The sequence below is a fragment of the Stenotrophomonas sp. YJH_SMC_79 genome (assembly GCF_059367995.1).
In genome coordinates, this window is sequence record NZ_JCAFRK010000006.1 from 118,490 (window position 1) to 139,570 (window position 21,081).

The following is a 21,081-nucleotide window of genomic DNA, read 5'->3' on the forward strand; positions in this document are numbered from 1 at the left end:
TCATTCCTTGACGACTCCCGGCCGGCCCAGCCGGGATTGCCGTGACCTCCCCCCAGGCCCTCGTTGCAGGTGCTGCGCCGGCGTGGGTGGCCGCCGGCGCGATGGAGTGGCTTACCAGCCGAAGCCGGCACCGACGCCGACCGAGCTGTCGTCGCTGCTGAAGGCACCGCCGACCGTCACCGTGGCGCGGTCGCTGATCGCACGCTGGTAACCCAGCGACAGTGCCGATTCACCGCCCTGGAAACCGATGCCGACGCCGACCCGGTTCTGGGTACGGATGCCGGCAGCACTGGTGGCCATGTTGAGCATCGCCGCGCTCATCGCGCCCTGGCGGTCGATGCGGCGATCCATGTGCCGCAGGCGCCCGTCGACCTCGCCCTTGAACACATCGAAGCTGTCGGCGACGGCCTGGACGCGGCTGTCGGTGTAGCTGTTGGCGGTGGCCATGCCACGATCGAGCTGGCCCTTGTTGACCGCATCGGTGGCAGTGGTACCGGCTGCCACGTTGGTGACCTGGCGCTCGTTGCCTTCGCTGCCCACCGACACCGTATTGGCACGATCGGCAACCGAGCCCTGGCCCAGTGCCACAGCGTTGGCAGCGGTGGCACTTGCGCCCTGGCCGACGGCGGTGGACGCGGCACCGCTGGCCACTGCGCCGTCACCCATGGCGACCGCGTTGAGCCCCGATGCTGGGGTGCCCACCGGGATGCCCGCACCCGCCGCCGCCGCGGTCGGCGTGCCCTGCACGCGCGCGGTGCTGGCCGGTGCTGCATCGGCCGCCGTCGGTGCTTCGGCAACGCTGGCCAGTGCGCTTTCATCCAGCGAGGCACTCATCGAGCGCAGGCTGGCCGTTCCCGAACGCGTACCACCGGCGGTGCGGCGGTCGATCTCGCTGACCTTGCGGTCCAACGCACCCAGCGCATCACCGACGTTGCTGTAGGTGGCACCCTGGATCACGTAGTTCGGCGCCACGAACACGCCCTGCATGCCGACGCTGGCGCCGCCACCCAGGAAACTGGCCGCATCGCTGAGCGACTGGAACAGCTGGCCGCCATTGATCGCCTGGCGGCTGCCGGCGGCGATGCTGCCGGCACCGACGTTGTCGATGGTGGTGCCCTGGAAGCCGGACAGGGTCAGGCGGTCACGGCTGGCGTCGTCGTAGCCGACCGCACTGGCCGCCGTGGTCTCCACCGTGGCGATGCGCGAATCGAAATCACCGACGCGGGTTTCCACTGCGCCCACGCGCTGGTTGGTGACATTGAGCTGGGAACCGGTGACCGCGTCACTGCTGCCGACCGCGATGCGGCCATCAGCCACGTTGACGATGCGGCGCGTGGCCGGGCCATCGCTGCCGTTGCCACCGCCGACCGACACCACGTTGGCATCGAGTGCGCGCGAACCTGCACCCAGTGCCACCGAGTTGGCACCGGACGCACCGGCGCTGCTGCCCAGTGCCAGCGCACCGTTGCCGATGGCTGCCGCATTGGCACCCAGTGCGTTGCTGCGTGCACCACTGGCGCTGGCTCCCGAACCCAGCGCTGCCGCGTCACTGCCGCTGGCACTGGCGGTGCCGGTACCGCTGGCCTTGACGTAGCGCGCCGTGCCATCGGCGGTTGCAGCCACCGCGTCAAGCTGGCCGCGGTTGACCGCATCGGTGCGCTCGGTACCGGCGGCGACACGGGTGATCTGGCGATCGCTGGTGGTGCTGCCCACCGAGACGGTGTTGGCACGATCAGCCACCGAGCCCGAACCCAATGCCACGCTGCCCGCAGCACTGGCGGTGGCACTGACACCCACTGCCGTGGCGTTGGCGGCGGTGGCCTTGCTGCCGTAGCCCACCGCAGTGCCGAGGCGACCGCTGGCATCGGCGTAGCTGCCGATGGCCGAAGCGCCGTCAGCCGAAGCACTGGCGCGGAAACCACTGGCCTGCGCCTGCGTGCCGGTGGCCGCGGCCTGCGCACCGTTGGCGGTGCTGTAGGGGCCCTTCGCCTGGGCCCCGGCACCGGTGGCGCTGGCGCCGGTTTCGCTGGCGCTGGCACCGCTGCCCAGCGCCACGCTGTCGACACCACTGGCCTGCGCAGCATTGCCCAGTGCGGCAGCGTTGCTGCCGGTGGCCAGCGCATCGAAGCCGACCGCCGTGGCATTGGCGGCCATGGCGTTGGCGCCGCTGCCCAGCGCGGTCGCACCGTTGCCGATCGCATTGGCCGCATTGCCCGCCGCCAGCGCATTTTCACCATCGACCAGTGCACCGGCCTCGCCATCGGCATTGCCGCTGGCCTGGAACTGGCGGCTGGTCTTGTCGGCGACACTGGCAACGGCGTCGAGCTGGCCCTTGTTCACCGCATCGGTGGCTTCGGTACCGGCGGCAACGTTCGTGACCTGGCGTTCGCTGCCGGCCTTGCCAACGGCCACCGTGTTGTCGCGGTCAGCCTTGGAACCGGCACCGAGCGCAACGCTGTTGCTGCCATTGGCGGTGGCGTTGGCACCCAGCGCCGTGGCGTTGGTACCTGCCGACCAGGCATTCCAGCCGATGGCCGTCGCGTAGTCCTCGGTGGCCCACGCACCGGCACCGAATGCTGCCGCACCGGTGCCACTGGCGCGCGACGGGATCAGGCCGAAGAAGGTGCTGCCGCCGATCGCTACGCTTTCCGCGCCGCTGGCTTCACTCGACTGACCCACCGCAACCGCGCCGGTGCCCGCCGCTGCTGCCCCGAAGCCCACCGCCGTGGTGTTGGCGCCGCTGGCAGCCGAGCCGTAGCCCAGTGCGGTGCCGAGGCGACCGGTCGCTTCGGCATAGCCACCCACCGCAGTGGTGCCATCGGCGGAGGCCGCGCTGCGGAAGCCGCTGGCAACGGACTGTGCGCCACTGGCGTTGGATTCAGTACCGTTGGCGGTGCTGTAGACACCGCTTGCCTGTGCGCGCGCGCCCACCGCGCTTGTCCCCACTTCGCTGGCGCTGGCGCCGCTGCCCAGGGCCAGGCTGTCCTCGCCGGTGGCCTGTGCCGTGCTGCCCAGTGCCGCCGCGTTGTTACCGGTCGCCAGCGCATCGATGCCGACTGCGGTGGCGTTCGCGGCCAGCGCATTGGCACCACTGCCCAGCGCGGTGGCACCGTTGCCGATCGCGTTGGCCGCATCACCGGCGGCCAGCGCATTGTCGCCCTCCACCAGCGCTCCGGTTTCACCATCGGCATTGCCGCTGGCCTGGAACTGCCTGCTGGTCTTTTCCGCGGCGGCGGCTACGGCATCGAGCTGGTTCTTGTTGACCGCATCGTTGCCCTGCGTGCCATCGGCCACGTTGGTGATCTGGCGGGTGTTGCCGCCGCCGCCCACCGACACGGTATTGTCGCGGTCCGCAATCGAATCCGCACCGAGCGCCACGCTGTTGGCCGCGCGCGATTCCGCCGCGTTGCCCAGCGCGGTGCTGTTGATACCTCCCGACCAGGCGCCACCACCCACCGCCGTGGAGTAGTTGCCCGAGGCCTCGGTGGCCAAGGTGCCGAACAGCGAACCACCGACGGCGACGCTGTTGGTGCCGGTGGCCAGGCTGCCCTGGCCGGTGGCGGTACTGTAAGCACCGGACGCTTGCGAATCACCGCCCAGCGCCACGCTGTTGGAACCCGAGGCGTTGGCGAAGTTGCCAAAGGCGGTGGCATTGAAGGCCGAGGCCTGTGCATAGCCGCCGATGGCGGTGCTGTAGCCACCGGTGGCTTCGGCACCGATACCGAACGCTGCCGCGGCCGTGCCGCTGGCCACGCTCTCGCTGCCGACCGCGGTGGCGCCGCTGCCACTGGCGTTGCTGAAGTAGCCCACGGCTACGGCTTCTTCGCCGGACGCTTCGGACAGGGCACCGCTGGCGGTGCTGCCCGCGCCGCTGGCGATGCTGGCCGCGCCGAATGCCGCACTCTGCTCACCGCTGGCTTCGCTTTCCGCACCCTGCGCGGTGGCGTACTCGGCGGTGGCCTGTGCGTTGGCGCCTACGGCACTGGCATTGGCGGCGGTCGCCAGCGCGTTGAAGCCGATCGCCTGCGCGTTTCCGGCCAGCGCATTGGCACCGCTGCCGAGCGCGGTGGCGCCATCGCCGATGGCGTTGGCCGCATCACCGGCGGCCAGCGCGTTGTCGCCCTCCACCAGCGCACCCGCCACATCGTCGCCGTTGCCGCTGGCCTGGAAGAAGCGGCTGGTGGTTGTGGCGGTGCTTGCCACCGCATCCAGCTGTGCCTTGTTCACCGCATCGTTGGCCTGGGTACCGGCGGTGACGTTGGTGACCTGGCGCTCGTTGCCGCTGCTGCCCACCGACACCGTGCGTGCGCGGTTGGCGACCGAGCCCGCGCCGAGTGCGACGGCATTGCTGGCACTGGCATTGCTGCCCGCACCCAGCGCGATCGCACTTTCGCCGCCGGCCACCGTGTTGGTGCCGATGGCGATGCTGTTGATGCTGTTGCCCAGCGCCTGGAAGCCGAGCGCCACGCTGTTGTCGCCATAGCCGAAGGCGCCGCGGCCAACTGCGGTGGCGCTGGTTCCGTTGGCCCAGCTGTTGTAGCCGATCGACGTGGCGCCAGCCCCGCTGGCCCACGCCGCGTTGCCGAACGCCGAGGCGTTGGTGGCGGTGGCCCACGCACCGGAACCAAAGGCGCTGGCGCCGCTGGCGGTGGCCCAGCTGTAGCCGCCTACTGCGGTGCTGTCATCGCTGCTGGCGAACGCACTGTCACCCACCGCCACCGCATACGCGCCGGTCGCGCGTGACTTGCCGCCGGCGGCGAAGCTGTTGTCACCGCTGGCCTTGGCCGCATTGCCGAAGGCGCTGCTGGCAGCGCCGGTGGCCTGCGCAGCGCTGCCGACCGCCGTGGCATCGGCCACGGCCGTGGTGCCCACCTGCTGCGCCTTGCCATCGGCACCGATGATGGGCTGGTTGAACTCGTCGTAGGCCTGGCCCAGGCCACCAATGGCGACACCGCCATTGCCGGTGGCCGTGCTGTTGCGGCCCACCGCCACGCTGTCATCGCCGATTGCCGAGGCGGCCGCGCCATGCGCGACCGCACCGGCACCGATCGCATTGCTCGACGAACCAGCGGCGATGGCACCCTCGCCCTCGGCCAGCGCACCGGCATCGCTGCCGGCTTCCGGCTGGGCCTGGAAGAAGCGCGCGGTGCTGTCGGCGGTGCTGGCCACCGCATCCAGCTGCGCCTTGTTCACCGCATCGGTGGCCTGGGTGCCCGCGGCCACGCTGACGATCTGCCGCTCGTTGCCATTGGTACCCACGGCAACCGTGTTGGCGCGGTTGGACCCGGAGTAGGCACCCAGTGCAACACTGTTCTCGGCGCCAGCGGTAGCGTAGTAGCCGATGGCGGTGCTGTCCTTGCCGACAGCCCAGGTCTGCGCACCCAGCGCGCTGGCGTTCTCGCCCGGTGCATAGGCGAAGTAGCCCACTGCGGTGGCTTCGATGCCGGAGGCTTCGCTGAGGGTGCCGTTGGCCACCGCGCGGTCGCCGCTGGCGATGGCGCCGGCACCCACCGCAATCGCGGCTTCGCCGCTGGCCTGGGTCTGCACGAAGAAGCCCATGCCCGGAACCAGATCGGCCGGGCCACCGATGGCGACGCTGCTGGTGCCCGTGGCATTGCTCTGCGTACCCAGTGCCGTGGAGTAATCGCCGATGGCATTGGAGACCGCGCCGAACGCCGACGCCTGCGCGCCGGACGCATAGGCCCCCACGCCATAGGACGATGCGGCAAAGCCACTGGCATCGGCACTTGCGCCGACCGCCGTGCCACCCACGCCGGCGCTGGTGGCGCCGGTGACCACCGGCACGCCACCACTGGTGATCAGCGGGTTGCCGTTGGCGTCCACCGCAGCGCCACCGACGGCCACGCTACCCGGGCCATTGGCCTGCGCGTTGTTGCCGAACGCTGCGCTGTTCTGGCCCGAGGCCAGCGCGTTGTTGCCCACCGCGGTCGCGTTCTGCGCAACGGCGGTGGCACCGGCACCGACCGCCGTGGTGCCGGTGCCGATGGCGTTGGCGGCCTCGCCGGCCGCCAATGCGTCATCACCCTCTGCCAGAGCACCGGCATCGCTGTTGCTGCTGCCGGTGGCCTGGAAGCGCTTGGCGGTGGCATCGGCCACCGCTGCAACGCCCTTCAACTGGCCAACATTGACCGCATCGGTATCCTCGGTGCCGGCGGCAACGCTGGTGATCTGGCGGGTCAGGCCGTATTCGGCGGCACCGACGGACACGGTATCGACACGGTCGGCCAGCGACCCGGCGCCCAGCGCCACGCTGCCGGTGGCCACCGCGGCCGAATTGGAGCCCAGCGCGGTGCTGTATTCACCGACGGCCGTGCTGAACGCACCGACTGCAATCGAGGCTTCGTTGGCCGCGGTGGCGCCGCGGCCCAATGCGGTACTGCCAGGGCCCATCGCCACAGCACCGCCACCGACGGCGGTCGCACCATCAGCGGTGGCTTCGGAGAGTGCACCCAGTGCCGTTGCTGCACCGTTTTCGCTGGCGGCATACGCGCTGGCACCGACGGCGGTATCGCCAAGGCCGAAGGCTGCTGCGCTCTGCCCGACCACTACGCTGGCATCACCGATCGCCAACGCGCCCTGGCCGAACGCGCTGGCGCCGATGCCTGCGGCAATGGCCTGGGTACCGATGGCGGTGGTGGCGTTGGCCAGCGACTGCGCACCGGCACCGGCGGCCAGTGCGCCCTCGCCCTGGATCTTCGCCGCGTCGCTGTCATCGCCTGCGCCGTCGGCCTTGAAATAGCGGTTCCCGTCTGCGGCAACGTTGGCCAGCGCGGCCTGCGTGGCGCGCGCCTGCGCATCCAGCTGCGCCTTGTTCACTGCGTCGGTCGCCTGCGTGCCTGCGGCGACATTGGTGACCTGCCGTTCCTTGCCGGCATCACCGACAGAGACGGTGTTGGCACGCGTGGCCTTGGATCCCGCGCCCAGCGCCACGCTGTTGGCCGCACTGGCACTGCTGTTGCTGCCGATCGCCACCGCATTGCTGCCCTTGGCCGTGGCCGAACCTTCGATCAGGCACTTTTCGAGCAGCTTGCCGCTGAATGCCACGCAGGTGGCGCTACCGCCGATCTGCACCGACTGTGCAGTGGCAGAGCCACTCATGCCCAATCCCAATACCAGGCCCAGTGCCACCGCCAGCAGTGCGGGCGTGGCCTGTGTCGCATCGCGGCGCTGGTCGACGACCCCACCGCTGCTGCTGTCGGAGGAAGCCAGTTCCGAGGCCACCACCAACTGACCCAATGCTTTGTTCCAGACCTTGCGATAAATCCGATTCATCGGTACGGCTCCTGATTGGACTGGTTTTGGGCAAAGCAACGCCACCGCTGGGCTTTCCGGCCCAACGTCCCCTGGGGGCGTTTATTCGCGTGATTTACTGCGGGGTATTGCCGAACGGCGCGCAGCGACAGAAAACCGAGCGCGTGCGCCAACCGGTTACTGCGAAATGAATGATTCTGAAACGGGGTTCAAGTGTTAACGGCAACTTTGCAGATCGTCAAGACTTTGACACGACAAATCCTATTGCCGTGAAGCAGTTCACTCTTTCGCCTGTTTATAAAATGATTTTGTTAGCGACGCGTGACGATACTTTGTCGCCTGAAAATCCATGTAACTAGCGGGCACATCAGGATTTTCACGCGCGCAAAGAAAAAACCCGCCGATCAACGGCGGGCTTTTCCATACGCGGCGGCATTGATGCCTGCGCGATGTGGTGCGATCAGCCGCACCACACCCGCGCGTTGCGGAACATGCGCATCCACGGCGAATCACCCTGCCACTCGGCCGGGGCCCAGCTCATGTTGAGCGCGCGCGGAGTGCGTTCCGGGTGCGGCATCATGATGGTCACGCGGCCGTCGCTGCTGGTCAGGCCGGTGATGCCGTCCGGCGAACCGTTCGGATTCAGCGGGTACTGGCTGGCAACGTTGCCGTGGCCATTGATGTAGCGCAGCGAAACACGGGCCGCGGCCTGGTCGACCGCGTTGTCGAACACCGCCTGGCCTTCACCATGCGCCACTGCCACCTGCAGGCGCGAACCGGCCATGCCACGCAGCAGGATCGATGGAGATTCCACCACTTCCAGCAGCGCGGTACGGGCTTCGAACTGCTCGCTGGCGTTGCGGCGGAACTGCGGCCAGTGTTCGGCACCGGGAATGATGTCCTTCAGCTGGCTCATCATCTGGCAGCCGTTGCACACGCCCAGGGCAAAGCTGTCCTCGCGCGCGAAGAACGCGGCGAAGGCATCACGCAGCGCACTGCGCTCCAGGATCGAAGTGGCCCAGCCACGGCCAGCGCCAAGCACGTCGCCGTAACTGAAGCCGCCGCAGGCGACCAGGCCGGTGAAGTCCTGCAGGGCGACGCGGCCTTCGATCAGGTCGCTCATGTGCACATCGAAGGGGCGGAAGCCGGCACGTTCGAAGATGTTCGCCATTTCGATCTGGCCGTTGACGCCCTGCTCGCGCAGCACGGCCACGCGCGGACGCGCACCGGTGCTGATGAACGGGGCGGCCACGTCTTCATTGATGTCGAAGCTGAGCCTGGGCTTCAGGCCCGGTGCGTTGAAGGCACGGGCGATCTCACGCTCGGCATCGGCGTTGGCCGGGTTGTCGCGGCGCTTCTGCATGGCGTGGGTGACCGACCACCAGGCGTCGAACAGCGTTTCCCAGCGCCATTCGGCCAGGTTCTCGCCAGCCAGCGACACGCGCACCACCGGTGCGGTGGTCGGCTTGGCGATGCGCTGCGCGCACTCGGTCAGTGCATGGCGCTCGACCAGGTCGGCAAATGCCGCGCGGTCTTCGCGCGCGATCTGCACCACCGCGCCCAGTTCTTCGTTGAACAGGCTGCGGAACGGATCGTCGCCCCAGGCGTCGAGGGTGATATCCAGCCCCAGGCGTGAAGTGAAGGCCATTTCGCACAGCGCGGCGAAGGCACCGCCGTCGCTGCGGTCGTGGTAGGCCAGCAGCAGGCCGGCCTGGCGCGCATCGCGGATCAGTTCGAAGAAACCGCGCAGGCGCTGCGGGTCGTCCAGATCCGGGGCAGCACCGGCGAACGCCGGCAGGTCACCGTGGTCGGCATGCACCTGGGCCAGGATCGAACCGCCCAGGCGCTGCTTGCCAGCGCCGAGGCCGATCAGCCACAGCTCGCTTTCGACGTCGCGGTCGAGCAGCGGGGTCAGCTGCTGGCGCACGTCGGCCACCGGCGCGAACGCGGAGATCACCAGCGACACCGGCGACACGCTCTTGTGCGCTTCGCCCTGGTCGTGCCACTGCGCCTGCATCGACAGCGAGTCCTTGCCCACCGGGATGCTGATGTCCAGCTGCGGGCACAGTTCCATGCCCACCGCCTTCACCGCGTCGTACAGCAGCGCGTCTTCGCCCGGGTGGCCGGCAGCGGCCATCCAGTTCGCCGACAGCTTGATCTCATCCAGCGCATCGACCGGGGCCGCGCACAGGTTGGTCAGCGCTTCACCCACCGCCATGCGTGCCGACGCTGCCGCATCGAGCAGGGCCAGCGGGGTGCGCTCGCCGATCGACATCGCTTCGCCGGCAACGCCGTCGAAGTCGGCCAGGGTGATCGCCACGTCGGCCACCGGCAGCTGCCACGGGCCGACCATCTGTTCGCGTGCGGTCAGGCCACCGACGCTGCGGTCACCGATGGTGACCAGGAAGTTCTTCGAGGCGACCGTCGGGTGCGCGAGCACGCGCAGGCCGGCTTCCTGCAGATCCAGGCCGCCGGTCTTCAGCGCCGGCCAGCGCGGTGCCGGCGGGTGTGCGGTGTCGCGGTGCATCTTCGGCGGCTTGCCGAACAGCACGTCCATCGGCAGGTCAATCGGCGCATCGGCCGGCGTGTGGCCCGGCACGGCACCGTAAGCCACCACCAGGTGTTCCTCGGCGGTGGCCACGCCGACCGCAGCGAACGGGCAGCGCTCGCGGGCGCACAGCGCGGCGAACTCGGCCAGGCGCTCCTGGGCCACGCCCAGCACGTAGCGTTCCTGCGATTCGTTGCACCACAGCTGCATCGGCGACAGCGACGGATCATCGGTGGGCACCTTGCCCAGATCGATCACGCCGCCGACCTTGGAGTCGTGCAGCAGTTCGGGGATGGCATTGGACAGGCCACCGGCACCGACGTCGTGGAAGAACTTGATCGGGTTGTTGGCGCCCATCGCCACGCAGCGGTCGATGACCTCCTGGCAGCGGCGTTCCATTTCCGGGTTGTCGCGCTGCACGCTGGCGAAGTCCAGGTCCTCGGCGCTCTCGCCGGAGGCCACCGAACTGGCGGCACCGCCGCCCAGGCCGATCAGCATCGCCGGGCCACCCAGCACGATCACCGCATCACCGGCCTGCAGCTGGATCTTGTCGACCTGCACGCGGTCGATGGCGCCGAGGCCACCGGCCAGCATGATCGGCTTGTCGTAGGCGCGGACCAGGTCGGCGCCTTCAGGCAGCTCGAAGCTGCGGAAGTAGCCGAGCAGGTTCGGGCGACCGAACTCGTTGTTGAACGCGGCGCCGCCGAGCGGGCCATCGGTCATGATTTCCAGCGCCGGCGCCATGCGCGGGTTCAGCGCGCGCGGCGCCTCCCACGGCTGCGGCAGCTCGGGAATGCGCAGGTGCGAGACCGAGAACCCGGTCAGGCCCGCCTTCGGCTTGCCGCCGCGGCCGGTCGCGCCTTCATCGCGGATTTCACCGCCGGCGCCGGTCGAGGCGCCCGGGAACGGTGCGATGGCGGTCGGGTGGTTGTGGGTCTCCACCTTGATCTGGAACGCGCTGGGCACCTGCGGTTCACGACGGTACTCGCCGCTGGCCGGATCCGGGCGGTAGCGCGAGGCCGGATGGCCTTCGATCACCGCGGCGTTGTCGCTGTACGCGCTGAGCGTGTGCTGCGGGGTCTGCTGGTGGGTGTTCTTGATCATCCGGAACAGCGAGCGGTCCTGCTCCTGGCCGTCGATGGTCCAGCTGGCGTTGAAGATCTTGTGGCGGCAGTGCTCGGAATTGGCCTGCGCGAACATCATCAGTTCGACGTCCGACGGCGAGCGGCCCAGCGCGGTGAAGCGTTCGCGCAGGTAATCGATCTCGTCCTGGGCCATGGCCAGGCCGAGGCGCTCGTTGGCGGCCTCCAGCTGGTCCACCGGCACGCGTTCCAGTTCGCCACGGGCGGGCGCCGAGAACAGCGCCTGGCCCTGCTGCACGGTCTCCAGCACCGACTGCGTCATCGGGTCGTGCAGCGCCTTGACCAGCGCCTGCTGCACGTCGGCATCGGCCGGCCAGCCCTGCACGTCGATGCGCAGGCCTCGCTCGACCCGGCTCACCGGCTGGCCGGCACCGCGGACCAGTTCGGTGGCCTTGCTCGACCACGGCGACAGCGTACCCAGGCGCGGCACCACGATTCGGCTGACCGCGCCTTCGGCCACGGCCTCGGCCTGCGGCGCAGCTTCGAGGATGCGGCACAGGGTGGCGAGGTCGGGAGTGGCGCTGCCTTCGGGCTGCACGAAGTAGACGTGCCAGGCACCACTGATGCGCAGGGAGGGAGCGATGGACTGCAGGCGGGATTCAAGACGTTCGCGGCGGAACGGCGACAGGGCGGGCGCGCCCTCGAGGACCATCATGTCCGGGGAACCGTAGTTGGGAAACGGGCCCGACATTGTACCGGAAGCGGGGGATGGGCTTTGGCCGGGCGGCGCCCGGCACCCGCCGAGGCCAAGGCAACGGCAACGGCAACGGCCAAAGCAAAAGCTGGGTTCCCGTGGGATGGCGGGGGGGGTCCGGTTGCGGGGGACGCCGTAAACCCGTCCCTGGGGGCTTGGCAGCCGCATCCATGCGGCTGACACCCCCGCAACCGGACCCACCCCGCCTTCGACAGATTTCCGCGATCTGCGGTAGATCCACACCATGTGTGGATGCTCCCCGGTTGTGCCGGCCGCTGGCCGGCAACCAGGGAAATCTCAGAAGTCAGGCATTGGAGAGCGAAGCGACCGGCTTCTGCTTTTGATTTTTTGTTCTGTCTTTCGTGGCTGGCCGCGCAGGAACCTGTCCGTGGCCGGGCGGGTGGGCTGCGCAGGGGCGTGAGCCGCATGGATGCGGCGACCGAGCTTACATGGACGTACTTGCAGCGTCCCCTGCGCAGCCCACCCGCCCGGCCACCCCCAGAACCCCGCTGTAAGCGACCCATCCCAGCCACGAGGGGGCTCCGCCGATGGCCGCCGACCGCGCGCAGCGCCGCTCTCCGCCCGAATCCCGGAACCATGCGCTTGCTCACGGATTGACCACACGATTGATGACAACGTTGTCCCCACCTGGTGCCGGACTCTCTCCCCGGCCTCCCAGGTACCTCCGTCCGCCCCCCTCCGTCGCCTTCCCGGGCGACGCCCGGACCTGCGTCACGCGCGGCGCCATCGGGGCCCGCGCGCCCTTTGATCGGAGACTTACCCATGTACGACCCGATTGTGCGCAGTGCCGAACGTTCGACCCGATGCTGTCGTCCCCGCCGCCTGGCCTGGCTGCTTGCCCTGGCCGCCGGTACCGCCGCCCTGCCCGGCCTGGCGCAGGCCGCCAGCTGTGCCGGGGTGGCCCAGTGGGACCAGGCCAAGATCTACCGGGCCGGCGATACCCTGCAGAAAGGAGGCGTCCTCTATCGGGCGAACCAGGACATCTGGAACGCGCCGCCGGACCATCCGGCCGGTGCGCCCTACTACACCAACCTCGGCGCCTGTGATGGCAGCGGCGCCAACCAGCCGCCGGTGGTCAGCCTGACCTCGCCGGCCAACGGCGCCACCTTCAGTGCCGGCAGCACGGTCAACGTGACCGCCACCGCCAGTGATCCGGACGGCAGCGTCGCCAAGGTCGAGTTCTTCCGCGATGGCAGCACGCTGGGCGTGGCCACCAGTGCGCCGTATGCGGCCAGCTGGGCCAATGCCAGCGCCGGCAGCCACACCCTGCGCGCGGTAGCCACCGACAACAACAACGCCACCAGCAGCACCGCGACCATCACCATCACCGTCAACGCCGCCGGCGGCGATACCACCGCACCGAGCGTGCCGGGCGGGCTGGCGGTCGGCACCCGCACCGCAAACAGCATCGCGCTCAGCTGGAGCCCGTCCACCGACAACACCGGGGGCAGCGGCGTGGCCGGCTACGACGTGTACCGCAACGGCAGCCTGGTCGGCTCGCCGTCCAGTGCCAGCTACGTCGATGGCGGGCTGACTGCATCCACCACCTACCGCTACCGTGTGCGTGCCCGCGACAACGCCGGCAACGCGTCCGCCCAGGGCACCGAGATCAGCGCCACCACGCTGGCCGGCGACGGCGGCACCACCGGCAAGCGGGTCATCGGCTACTTCACCCAGTGGGGCATCTACGGCCGCAACTACCGGGTCAAGAACATCGACAGCAGCGGTTCGGCCGCGCGCCTGACCCACATCAACTATGCGTTCGGCAACGTTCGCAACAATCGCTGCGAAGTGGGCATCACCCAGCCGTCGGATCCGAACAGCGGTGCCGGTGGCGATGCCTTCGCCGATTACACCAAGGCCTTCAGTGCCGCCGAGAGTGTCAGCGGCAGCGCCGATACCTGGGACCAGCCGCTGCGCGGCAACTGGAACCAGCTCAAGCAGCTCAAGGCCAAATACCCGGGCATGAAGGTGCTGATCTCGCTGGGCGGCTGGACCTGGTCGCGTGGCTTCTCCAGCGCGGCGCGCCCGGAAAACCGCCAGGCCTTCGTCGCCTCGTGCATCGACGCCTACATCAAGGGCAACCTGCCGGTAACCGACGGTGCCGGTGGTGCCGGTGCCGCACTGGGTGTGTTCGACGGCATCGACGTCGACTGGGAATACCCGGTGGCGTGCGGCATCGAATGCGGCAAGCCGGAAGACAACGCCAACTTCACCGCGCTGATGGCCGAGTTCCGCCGCCAGCTCGATGCGGTGCGTCCAGGCCTGTTGCTGACGGTGGCGGTGGGTGCCGGCATCGACAAGATCCGCGTCACCGATCCGGCCGCGTATCACCCGTACCTGGACTACATCAACGTGATGACCTACGACTTCCACGGCGCGTGGGATGCGAAGACCAATCACCAGTCGGCGTTGTTTGATTCGCCGAATGATCCGTCCACCGGCGACCAGAAGCTGTACAACAGCAACGACGCCATCGAGGCCTTCATCAGCCGAGGCGTGCCTGCGGCCAAGCTCAACCTGGGAATCGGCTACTACGGGCGCGGCTGGACCGGTGTGGCCAACGCCAACAACGGCCTGTACCAGACCGCGACCGGCGCCGCGCCGGGCACCTACGAGGCCGGCATCGAAGACTGGAAGGTGCTGAAGAACCTGGCGTGGCCGGGCTACACCGACAACACCGCCGGCGCCACGTGGATCTACAACGGCAGCACGCTGTGGAGCTTCGACACCCCGGCCAACATCACCCGCAAGATGGGCTACGTGAAGACCCAGGGCCTGGGCGGCGCGTTCGTCTGGGAGTTCAGTGGTGACGATGCACAGGGCACGCTGACCAAGGCGGTCAGTGATGGCCTGAAGTAAAAAAAAGCCGGGGATGCGACACGCATCCCCGGCCTCGAATCCGTGGAGCCGAGCCCTGCTCGGCTGCCACATGTGGAACCGCAGTCGAGCGTGGCTCGACGCTGCCGTTCCGCGTCAGCGCTTCCCGGACAGCTTGTCCAGCGCCGCGCGCAGCTGCGCTGGCGGCAGGTAACCACCCAGCTGGGTGCCATCCGGCGCGAAGATCGCCGGCGTGCCGTTCACGCCCAGCTGCTGGCCCAGTGCGTACTGCATCGCCACCGGGTTGGTGCAGTTCTTGGCCGGCACGCTGCCACCGCGCTTGGCGTTGGTCAGTGCCTGGCGACGATCGGCCGCACACCAGACCGAGATCATGTCGGTGTAGTCCTTGCTGCCCAGCCCCATGCGCGGAAACGCCAGGTACTCGACGGTGATGCCGTTGCGGTTGAGCTCGGCGATGTCCTGGTGCAGCTTGCGGCAGTAACCGCACTCGATATCGGTGAACACGCTGATGGTGTACTTGGCGTTCGGCGCGGCGAACACGATGCGGTCGCCATGGTTGGCCTTGGCCAGCAGATCACGGCGGTAGCCGAGCAGGCCTTCGCTGTTGGCCGGGCCCTTGGCACGGGTGTCGTACGGCTGCGACTGGAACAGGTAGCGGCCGTCGTCGGAGACGTACAGCAGCTGACCGGAAACGACGACCTCGCGGAAGCCGGGGAACGGCGCGGCGCCGATGTAATCCACCTGGAAACCGGGGTTCAGCGCGGTCAGCGCGGCGCGTACCGCCTGGTCGGCGGGCGCATTCGCGGCCGGGCTGGCCTTGGCCGCAGCAGCGGCGGGTGCCTTGGCGGCCGGCGGGGCCGGCTGGGCGCAGGCGGTCAGGCTGAGCGCACCGAACACGGCGGCGATGGCAAATCGGAGCATGGAGCAGTCCGCGACAGAAGAAGACCCCGGATTCTGACACAGCCACCGGCACCGGGCCGCGACGCCGCGCACCGCCCGGGGCCAGGGTTCAGGCCGCGGCTCAACCGCGCGGATGATGCCGGGCGTGCAGTTTCTGCAGGTGCTCGCGCGCCACCAGGGTGTAGATCTGGGTGGTCGACAACGAGCTGTGGCCAAGCAGCATCTGCAGCGCGCGCAGATCGGCGCCACGATTGAGCAGGTGGGTGGCGAAGCTGTGGCGCAGGCCATGCGGGCTGATCCGCACCGGGTCGATGCCGGCCACCTGCGCATGGCGCTTGACCAGGTGCCAGAACGCCTGCCGGGTCAGCGCATGCAGCGTCGGCTCGACGAACAGTGGCGTCTGCCCATCCGCCAATGCCTGCACCCTGCCCTTGCCGACCAGTTGCGGCCGCGACTGCTGCAGGTAGCGCTCCAGCCAGTGCTGCGATTCCTCGCCCAGCGGCACCAGCCGTTCCTTGCTGCCCTTGCCGGTGACCCGCAGCACACCCTGGCGCAGGTTGACGGCGGTGGCCGGCAGCAGCACCAGTTCGCTCACGCGCAGGCCTGCGGCGTACATCAGCTCCAGCATGGCGCGATCGCGCAGGCCCAGCGGGCTCTCGACATCCGGCGCCGCCAGCAGCGCGTCGATCTGGCTCTCAGCCAGCGCCTTGGGTAGCAGCCGAGGCAGCTTGGGGGGATCCAGCAGCGCGCTGGGGTCTTCACTGCGTTCACCCCGGCGCACGCCATCGGCGAAGAACGCGCGCAACGCCGACAACAGGCGGGCATTGCTGCGCGGCGACCAGCCATGACGGGTACGCCAGGCCAGGTAGTCGAACAATCCCGGACGTTCGATGCCGGCCAGGCCGCCATCGCGCCCGTCCATCCAGCGTGCCAGGCCTTCCAGATCGCGCCGGTAGCTGTCGAGGGTGGCGCGGGCCAGACCATTCTCGGCCCAGATCGCATCGAGGAAACGCTGGATGCGCACGCTGTCATCGGCGCGCAGTTCCGGCAGTTGCTGCACCAGCTGGCGGCGTTCGGCGGGGGTGGAAACAGAGGCCATGCGTGCAGGATACGAGGGCGACTGCGGATGCGGCCAGCATTGCGTATGCTCGGCGCATGTCCCGCCCTGCCATTGATTCGGCCCCTGCGGCCGCGACCGAGCTGCCCCGCCCGCGCGCATTGCTGCTGTGGCGCGTGCTGGCGATGGTCTACGACGCGCTGCCGGTGCTGGCGCTGTGGATGCTGGCCGGCACCCTGTTCACCCTTGCCTACACCCTCAGCGGCCACGCCCAGCGCGAGAACATCGCACCGTTCAGTGCCTGGCAGTGGCTGCTGTGGGCGGTGTGCTGGCTGATCACGGGGTGGTATGCCACGGCCAGCTGGCGCCGCGGCGGGCAGACGCTCGGCATGCGGCCGTGGCGGCTGAAGCTGGAATCGAGCGATGGCGCGCCCCTGCGCCGCGCACAGCTTTGGCTGCGTTTCGCCGTCGGCACGCTGTCGCTGCTGCTGGGCGGACTGGGATTCTGGTGGGCGTGGGTCGATCGCCAGCATCTGACCTGGCACGACCGCGCCAGCGGTACGCGGCTGGTGCGGATGCCGAAGCGTTGATGCACGATCTGTAGAGCCGAGCCCATGCTCGGCTGGCAGGCGGTGCGCAAAAAGCAGCCGAGCATGGGCTCGGCTCTACAGAATCAAGCACGCTGGGCCGGGATGCTGGTGGTGCTGGCGCGGATGCCGAAGCGCTGGATTGCCCCGGTAGCGCCGGGCATGGCCCCGCGCTACCAGAATCAGCCTGATTTCCGCCGGAACAGCAATCCCGATACTGCCAGCATCACGATCGGTGGCAACGCGTAGGCGATGCGGTAATCGAACTTCAACGCGCCGGCCATGCGGCCGAAGAACAGCTGCAGCAGCCAGAAGCCCAGCGCGAACAGGATGCCGAGGAACAGGCGCTTGCCCATGCCACCACTGCGCAGCGAGCCGAACGCGAACGGCACCGCGGCCAGGCACAGCGCCAGCACGTTCACCGGGTAGAACCAGCGGCTCCAGTACACATCCTCGTAGTCGCGCGCATCCAGACCGTTGCGCTCGCGGTATTCGATGCTGGTGCGCAGTTCGGCCACGCTGAGGTTGCGCGGCTTGGCGATGCCGGTCGCCAGCGCCCCGGCGTCCAGCTTGGAGTTCCATGGCTCGCGCGCCACTTCCTCGCGCGTGGCCGAACGTTCACCGAAGGTATCGCGGCGCACGCCGGTCAGCACCCAGCCGTCACGGTCATGCTCGGCCGTGTCCGCATGGGTCAGCGAGGCGATCCGACCATCCTCGGCGATGCGATACAGGCGCACGTCACGCAGGATCAGCCGCGTGCCCTTGTCTCCCACCAGCTGCTCTTCGCCACCGGCAGCGCTGAGGAAGGTATCGCCCTCGCGCGCCCACAGGCCGGAATAGCGGGTGGTGGAGATGTCGCGCCCCCACTTGGCACTGGACTTCAGCGCGTCGGCCCGGTCCTGGCCCCAGGGGCCCAGCGTCTCGGCGCTGAGCACCATCACGGCGGTCAGCAGCGACAGGGCGATGGCCACCGATACGCTCAGGCGCTTGCGCGACAGGCCCAGCGCACGCAGCGCGGTCAGCTCAGAGGTCGCGGCCAGCTGGCCCAGCCCCATCAGCGCACCAATCACCGCAGCGGTGGGGAACATGGTGTAGGCACGGCGTGGCACCGTGTACAGCACCCAGGCGGCAGCATGCCCCAGGGTGTAGCCGTTCTTGCCGATGTCCTTGAACTCGCCGGAGAACGCCATCACTACGTCCAGGCCCACCAGCACGGCCCAGGTCAGCAGCACCGTGGTGAACACCGACTGGCCAAGATACAGGTCGAAACGCATCGGGCGCAGCCTCATGCGCGGGCTCCCTTCGGGCGGCCCAGGCGGCCATCACGTGCATACATCCAGATCGCCAGCGCCAGCAGCGGCAGGGTCAGCCACCAGAGGCCGAGCGCAGGCGGAATCTTGCCGTTGGCGATCCAGCCACTGCCGATGAACATCAGGTTGGTACCGACCATGTAGGCCATCAGCGCCAGCATCATCCGCCCGTAGCGCTGCTGGCGCGGCGAACTGCGGCCCAGCGGCACGGTCAGCAGCGCAAATGCCAGTGCGATCAACGGCGGAGCAAGGCGGCGATGCAGCTGTGCCTGCGCCTCGGGCCGGTCATCGCCGAACAGCTGCGTGGTCGGCATCAGTTCCGGATCATCCCCGGTACGGGTCTGCGCACCGTCGGGCAGGGCCACATCGTTGCGGGCGAAGGTGGCCAGACGGTAATCCAGCCCCCCGGCCACCGGGCCTTCCACCTGGTGGCCATCATCCAGCTCCAGGAAGCGCTGGCGCGCGCCTTCGAAGAACATGCGCCCCCCTGCGGCGGACACCACTTCCAGGCGGCCGTCCTTCTGCCGCTGCAGGAAGACCCGACCCAGCTGGGTACCATCGGGCGAGATCGAAGACAGGTAGACCACGCCGCCATTGGGCAGCTGGGTGAATCGGCCCGGCTCCAGGCCCGCCATCAGCACGCTTCGATTGGCCTCGATGATCATCTGCTCGGCCACCCGGCCGGCCCATGGGCCCAGCCACAAGGAGCAGGCGCCGACCAGCAGCACCACCGGCACCACCAGCATCAGCAGCGGCCGCAGCAGGCGCCTGGGACCCACGCCAATGGCAGTGATGACGGCCATTTCCGAGTCGCGGTAGAGGCGGGCCACCGCCAGCAGCAGGCCCAGCATCAGCGCCAGCGGCAGGATCAGTGGCAGGTAGGCGATGAACTGCAGGCCCAGCTGCGAAAACAGCAGCTTGGCCGGCAGGCGCCCGTCGGCGATGTTGCCGAGGATGTCCACCAGCACGCCGCCCACGCTGACCACCAGCAGGACGATCAGGGTAGCCAGGAAACTCTGGACGAAATCGCCCAGCAGGTATCGGTCGAGCTTCAACATGGGGCGGTGGTTTAAACTCTGGGGTTCGTTCGCGGTGCCGCCCAGTCTACTGTCTGGGCGTAAACGGTCCGCGATTGTACGGACTTGCCAATGGAATCTGCTCAATGGCCCTCGAATTCACCCTGAACCACGTTGCTCCGGCCGCCGCCACCGTTGATTGCCTGGTGGTCGGCGCGTATGCCGACCATACCCTGACCCCGGCCGCACAGGCCCTGGACGCTGCCAGCGGCGGCCGACTGGCCTCGCTGGCCCAGCGCGGCGACCTGTCCGGCAAGACCGGCGCCACCACCCTGCTGCACGACCTGCCGGGCGTGTCCGCCCCGCGCGTGCTGGTGGTCGGCCTCGGCGACGCCGCCCGCTTCGGTGTGCCGCAGTACCTGAAGGCCGTTGGCGACGCCGTGCGCGCGCTGAAGGCCGGCGCTGCCCGCAGCGCACTGTTCACCCTGTCCGAAGTGGCCATCAAGGACCGCGACGCGGCCTGGGCGATCCGCCAGGCGGTGATCGCCGCCGATCATGCCGCCTACCGCTACACCGCCACCCTGGGCAAGAAGAAGGCCGACGACGCCGGCCTGGCCCAGCTGGCCATCGCCGGTGACGACGCCCAGGCCCTGGCCCAGGGCCAGGCCATCGCCGCCGGTGTCGAGTTCGCCCGCGAGCTGGGCAACCTGCCGCCGAACTACTGCACCCCGGCCTACCTGGCCGAAGTGGGCGTGAAGTTCGCCGGCGAGCACGACGGTGCCGAGGCCGAGATCCTCGACGAGCACCAGATGGAAGCACTGGGCATGGGCTCGCTGCTGGCCGTGGCCCGTGGTTCGGCCAACCGCCCGCGCCTGGTGGTGCTGAAGTGGACCGGTGCCGGCGACGCCAAGCCCTATGTGCTGGTCGGCAAGGGCATCACCTTCGATACCGGTGGCGTCAACCTGAAGACCCAGGGCGGCATCGAGGAAATGAAGTACGACATGTGCGGTGGCGCCAACGTCATCGGCACCTTCGTCGCCGCGGTCAAGGCCAAGCTGCCGCTGAACCTCGTCGTGGTGGTGCCGGCGGTGGAAAACGCCATCGACGGCAACGCCTACCGCCCGTCCGACGTGATCACCTCGATGTCGGGCAAGACCATCGAAGTCGGCAACACCGACGCCGAAGGCCGCCTGATCCTGTGCGACGCACTGACCTACGCGCAGCGCTTCGAACCGGCCGCGCTGGTCGACGTCGCCACCCTGACCGGTGCCTGCATGGTGGCCCTGGGTCACCAGACCGCCGGCCTGATGAGCAAGCACGACGATCTGGCCAACGAACTGCTGGCCGCCGGCGAGCACGTGTTCGACCGCGCCTGGCGCCTGCCGCTGTGGGACGAGTACCAGCCGATGCTGGATTCGACCTTCGCCGACGTCTACAACATCGGCGGCCGCTGGGCCGGTGCGATCACCGCTGGCTGCTTCCTGTCGCGCTTCGCCGAAGGCCAGCGCTGGGCCCACCTGGACATCGCCGGCGTGGCCAGCGATGAAGGCAAGCGTGGCATGGCCACCGGCCGCCCGGTCGGCCTGCTGAGCCAGTGGCTGCTGGACCAGGCCGCCCGCGCCTGATGCCGTACCCGACCCTGGCCGGCTCCCGCCGGCCGGGGCCTCGCCCGGCACCGCCGGAACCCTGCCTG

General features: G+C 69.0%; 9 protein-coding genes. 3 read left to right on the forward strand and 6 right to left on the reverse strand.

The annotated features are described in order from the left end of the window. Positions 1 to 111 precede the first annotated feature (111 nt). Entirely contained in the window at positions 112 to 7,293 is a 7,182-nt protein-coding gene (locus tag AC5P57_RS20010; protein ID WP_495219763.1) for an ESPR-type extended signal peptide-containing protein, read from the reverse strand. Between the two features lie 439 nt (positions 7,294 to 7,732). Then, positions 7,733 to 11,617, reverse strand: coding sequence for a phosphoribosylformylglycinamidine synthase (purL, locus tag AC5P57_RS20015; RefSeq protein ID WP_262234518.1), 3,885 nt, complete (start codon positions 11,615 to 11,617; stop codon positions 7,733 to 7,735). An 822-nt stretch (positions 11,618 to 12,439) separates the two neighbouring features. Between purL and AC5P57_RS20020 the strand changes: the two genes are divergently transcribed. Continuing rightward, on the forward strand, positions 12,440 to 14,539 hold the full coding sequence (locus AC5P57_RS20020; RefSeq protein ID WP_099551385.1) for a glycosyl hydrolase family 18 protein: 2,100 nt from the start codon (positions 12,440 to 12,442) through the stop codon (positions 14,537 to 14,539). A 114-nt stretch (positions 14,540 to 14,653) separates the two neighbouring features. Here AC5P57_RS20020 and AC5P57_RS20025 read toward each other — a convergent pair whose 3' ends face one another. Together AC5P57_RS20025 and xerD are read right to left on the reverse strand one after the other, a co-directional pair. Further along, positions 14,654 to 15,439, reverse strand: coding sequence for a thioredoxin fold domain-containing protein (locus AC5P57_RS20025; RefSeq protein WP_099551386.1), 786 nt, complete (start codon positions 15,437 to 15,439; stop codon positions 14,654 to 14,656). 100 nt (positions 15,440 to 15,539) lie between these two features. Further along, positions 15,540 to 16,517, reverse strand: coding sequence for a site-specific tyrosine recombinase XerD (gene xerD / locus AC5P57_RS20030; RefSeq protein WP_262235286.1), 978 nt, complete (start codon positions 16,515 to 16,517; stop codon positions 15,540 to 15,542). A gap of 56 nt (positions 16,518 to 16,573) precedes the next feature. Between xerD and AC5P57_RS20035 the strand changes: the two genes are divergently transcribed. Continuing rightward, positions 16,574 to 17,065 carry an RDD family protein gene (locus AC5P57_RS20035; protein ID WP_099551388.1) on the forward strand — a complete coding sequence of 164 codons (492 nt, stop codon included), beginning with the start codon at positions 16,574 to 16,576 and terminating at the stop codon, positions 17,063 to 17,065. A gap of 179 nt (positions 17,066 to 17,244) precedes the next feature. On the opposite strand, the gene lptG is transcribed toward AC5P57_RS20035, so the two are convergent. Further along, positions 17,245 to 18,351, reverse strand: coding sequence for an LPS export ABC transporter permease LptG (gene lptG / locus AC5P57_RS20040; RefSeq protein ID WP_099551389.1), 1,107 nt, complete (start codon positions 18,349 to 18,351; stop codon positions 17,245 to 17,247). Further along, complete coding sequence (gene lptF / locus AC5P57_RS20045; RefSeq protein ID WP_495219764.1) at positions 18,348 to 19,430, reverse strand: LPS export ABC transporter permease LptF; 1,083 nt, start codon at positions 19,428 to 19,430, stop codon at positions 18,348 to 18,350. Before lptF ends, lptG begins: the two co-directional genes overlap by 4 nt. Positions 19,431 to 19,534: 104 nt before the next feature. On the opposite strand from lptF, the gene AC5P57_RS20050 reads away from it, so the two are divergent. Beyond that, on the forward strand, positions 19,535 to 21,013 hold the full coding sequence (locus AC5P57_RS20050) for a leucyl aminopeptidase (protein ID WP_099551391.1): 1,479 nt from the start codon (positions 19,535 to 19,537) through the stop codon (positions 21,011 to 21,013). Positions 21,014 to 21,081 lie beyond the last annotated feature (68 nt).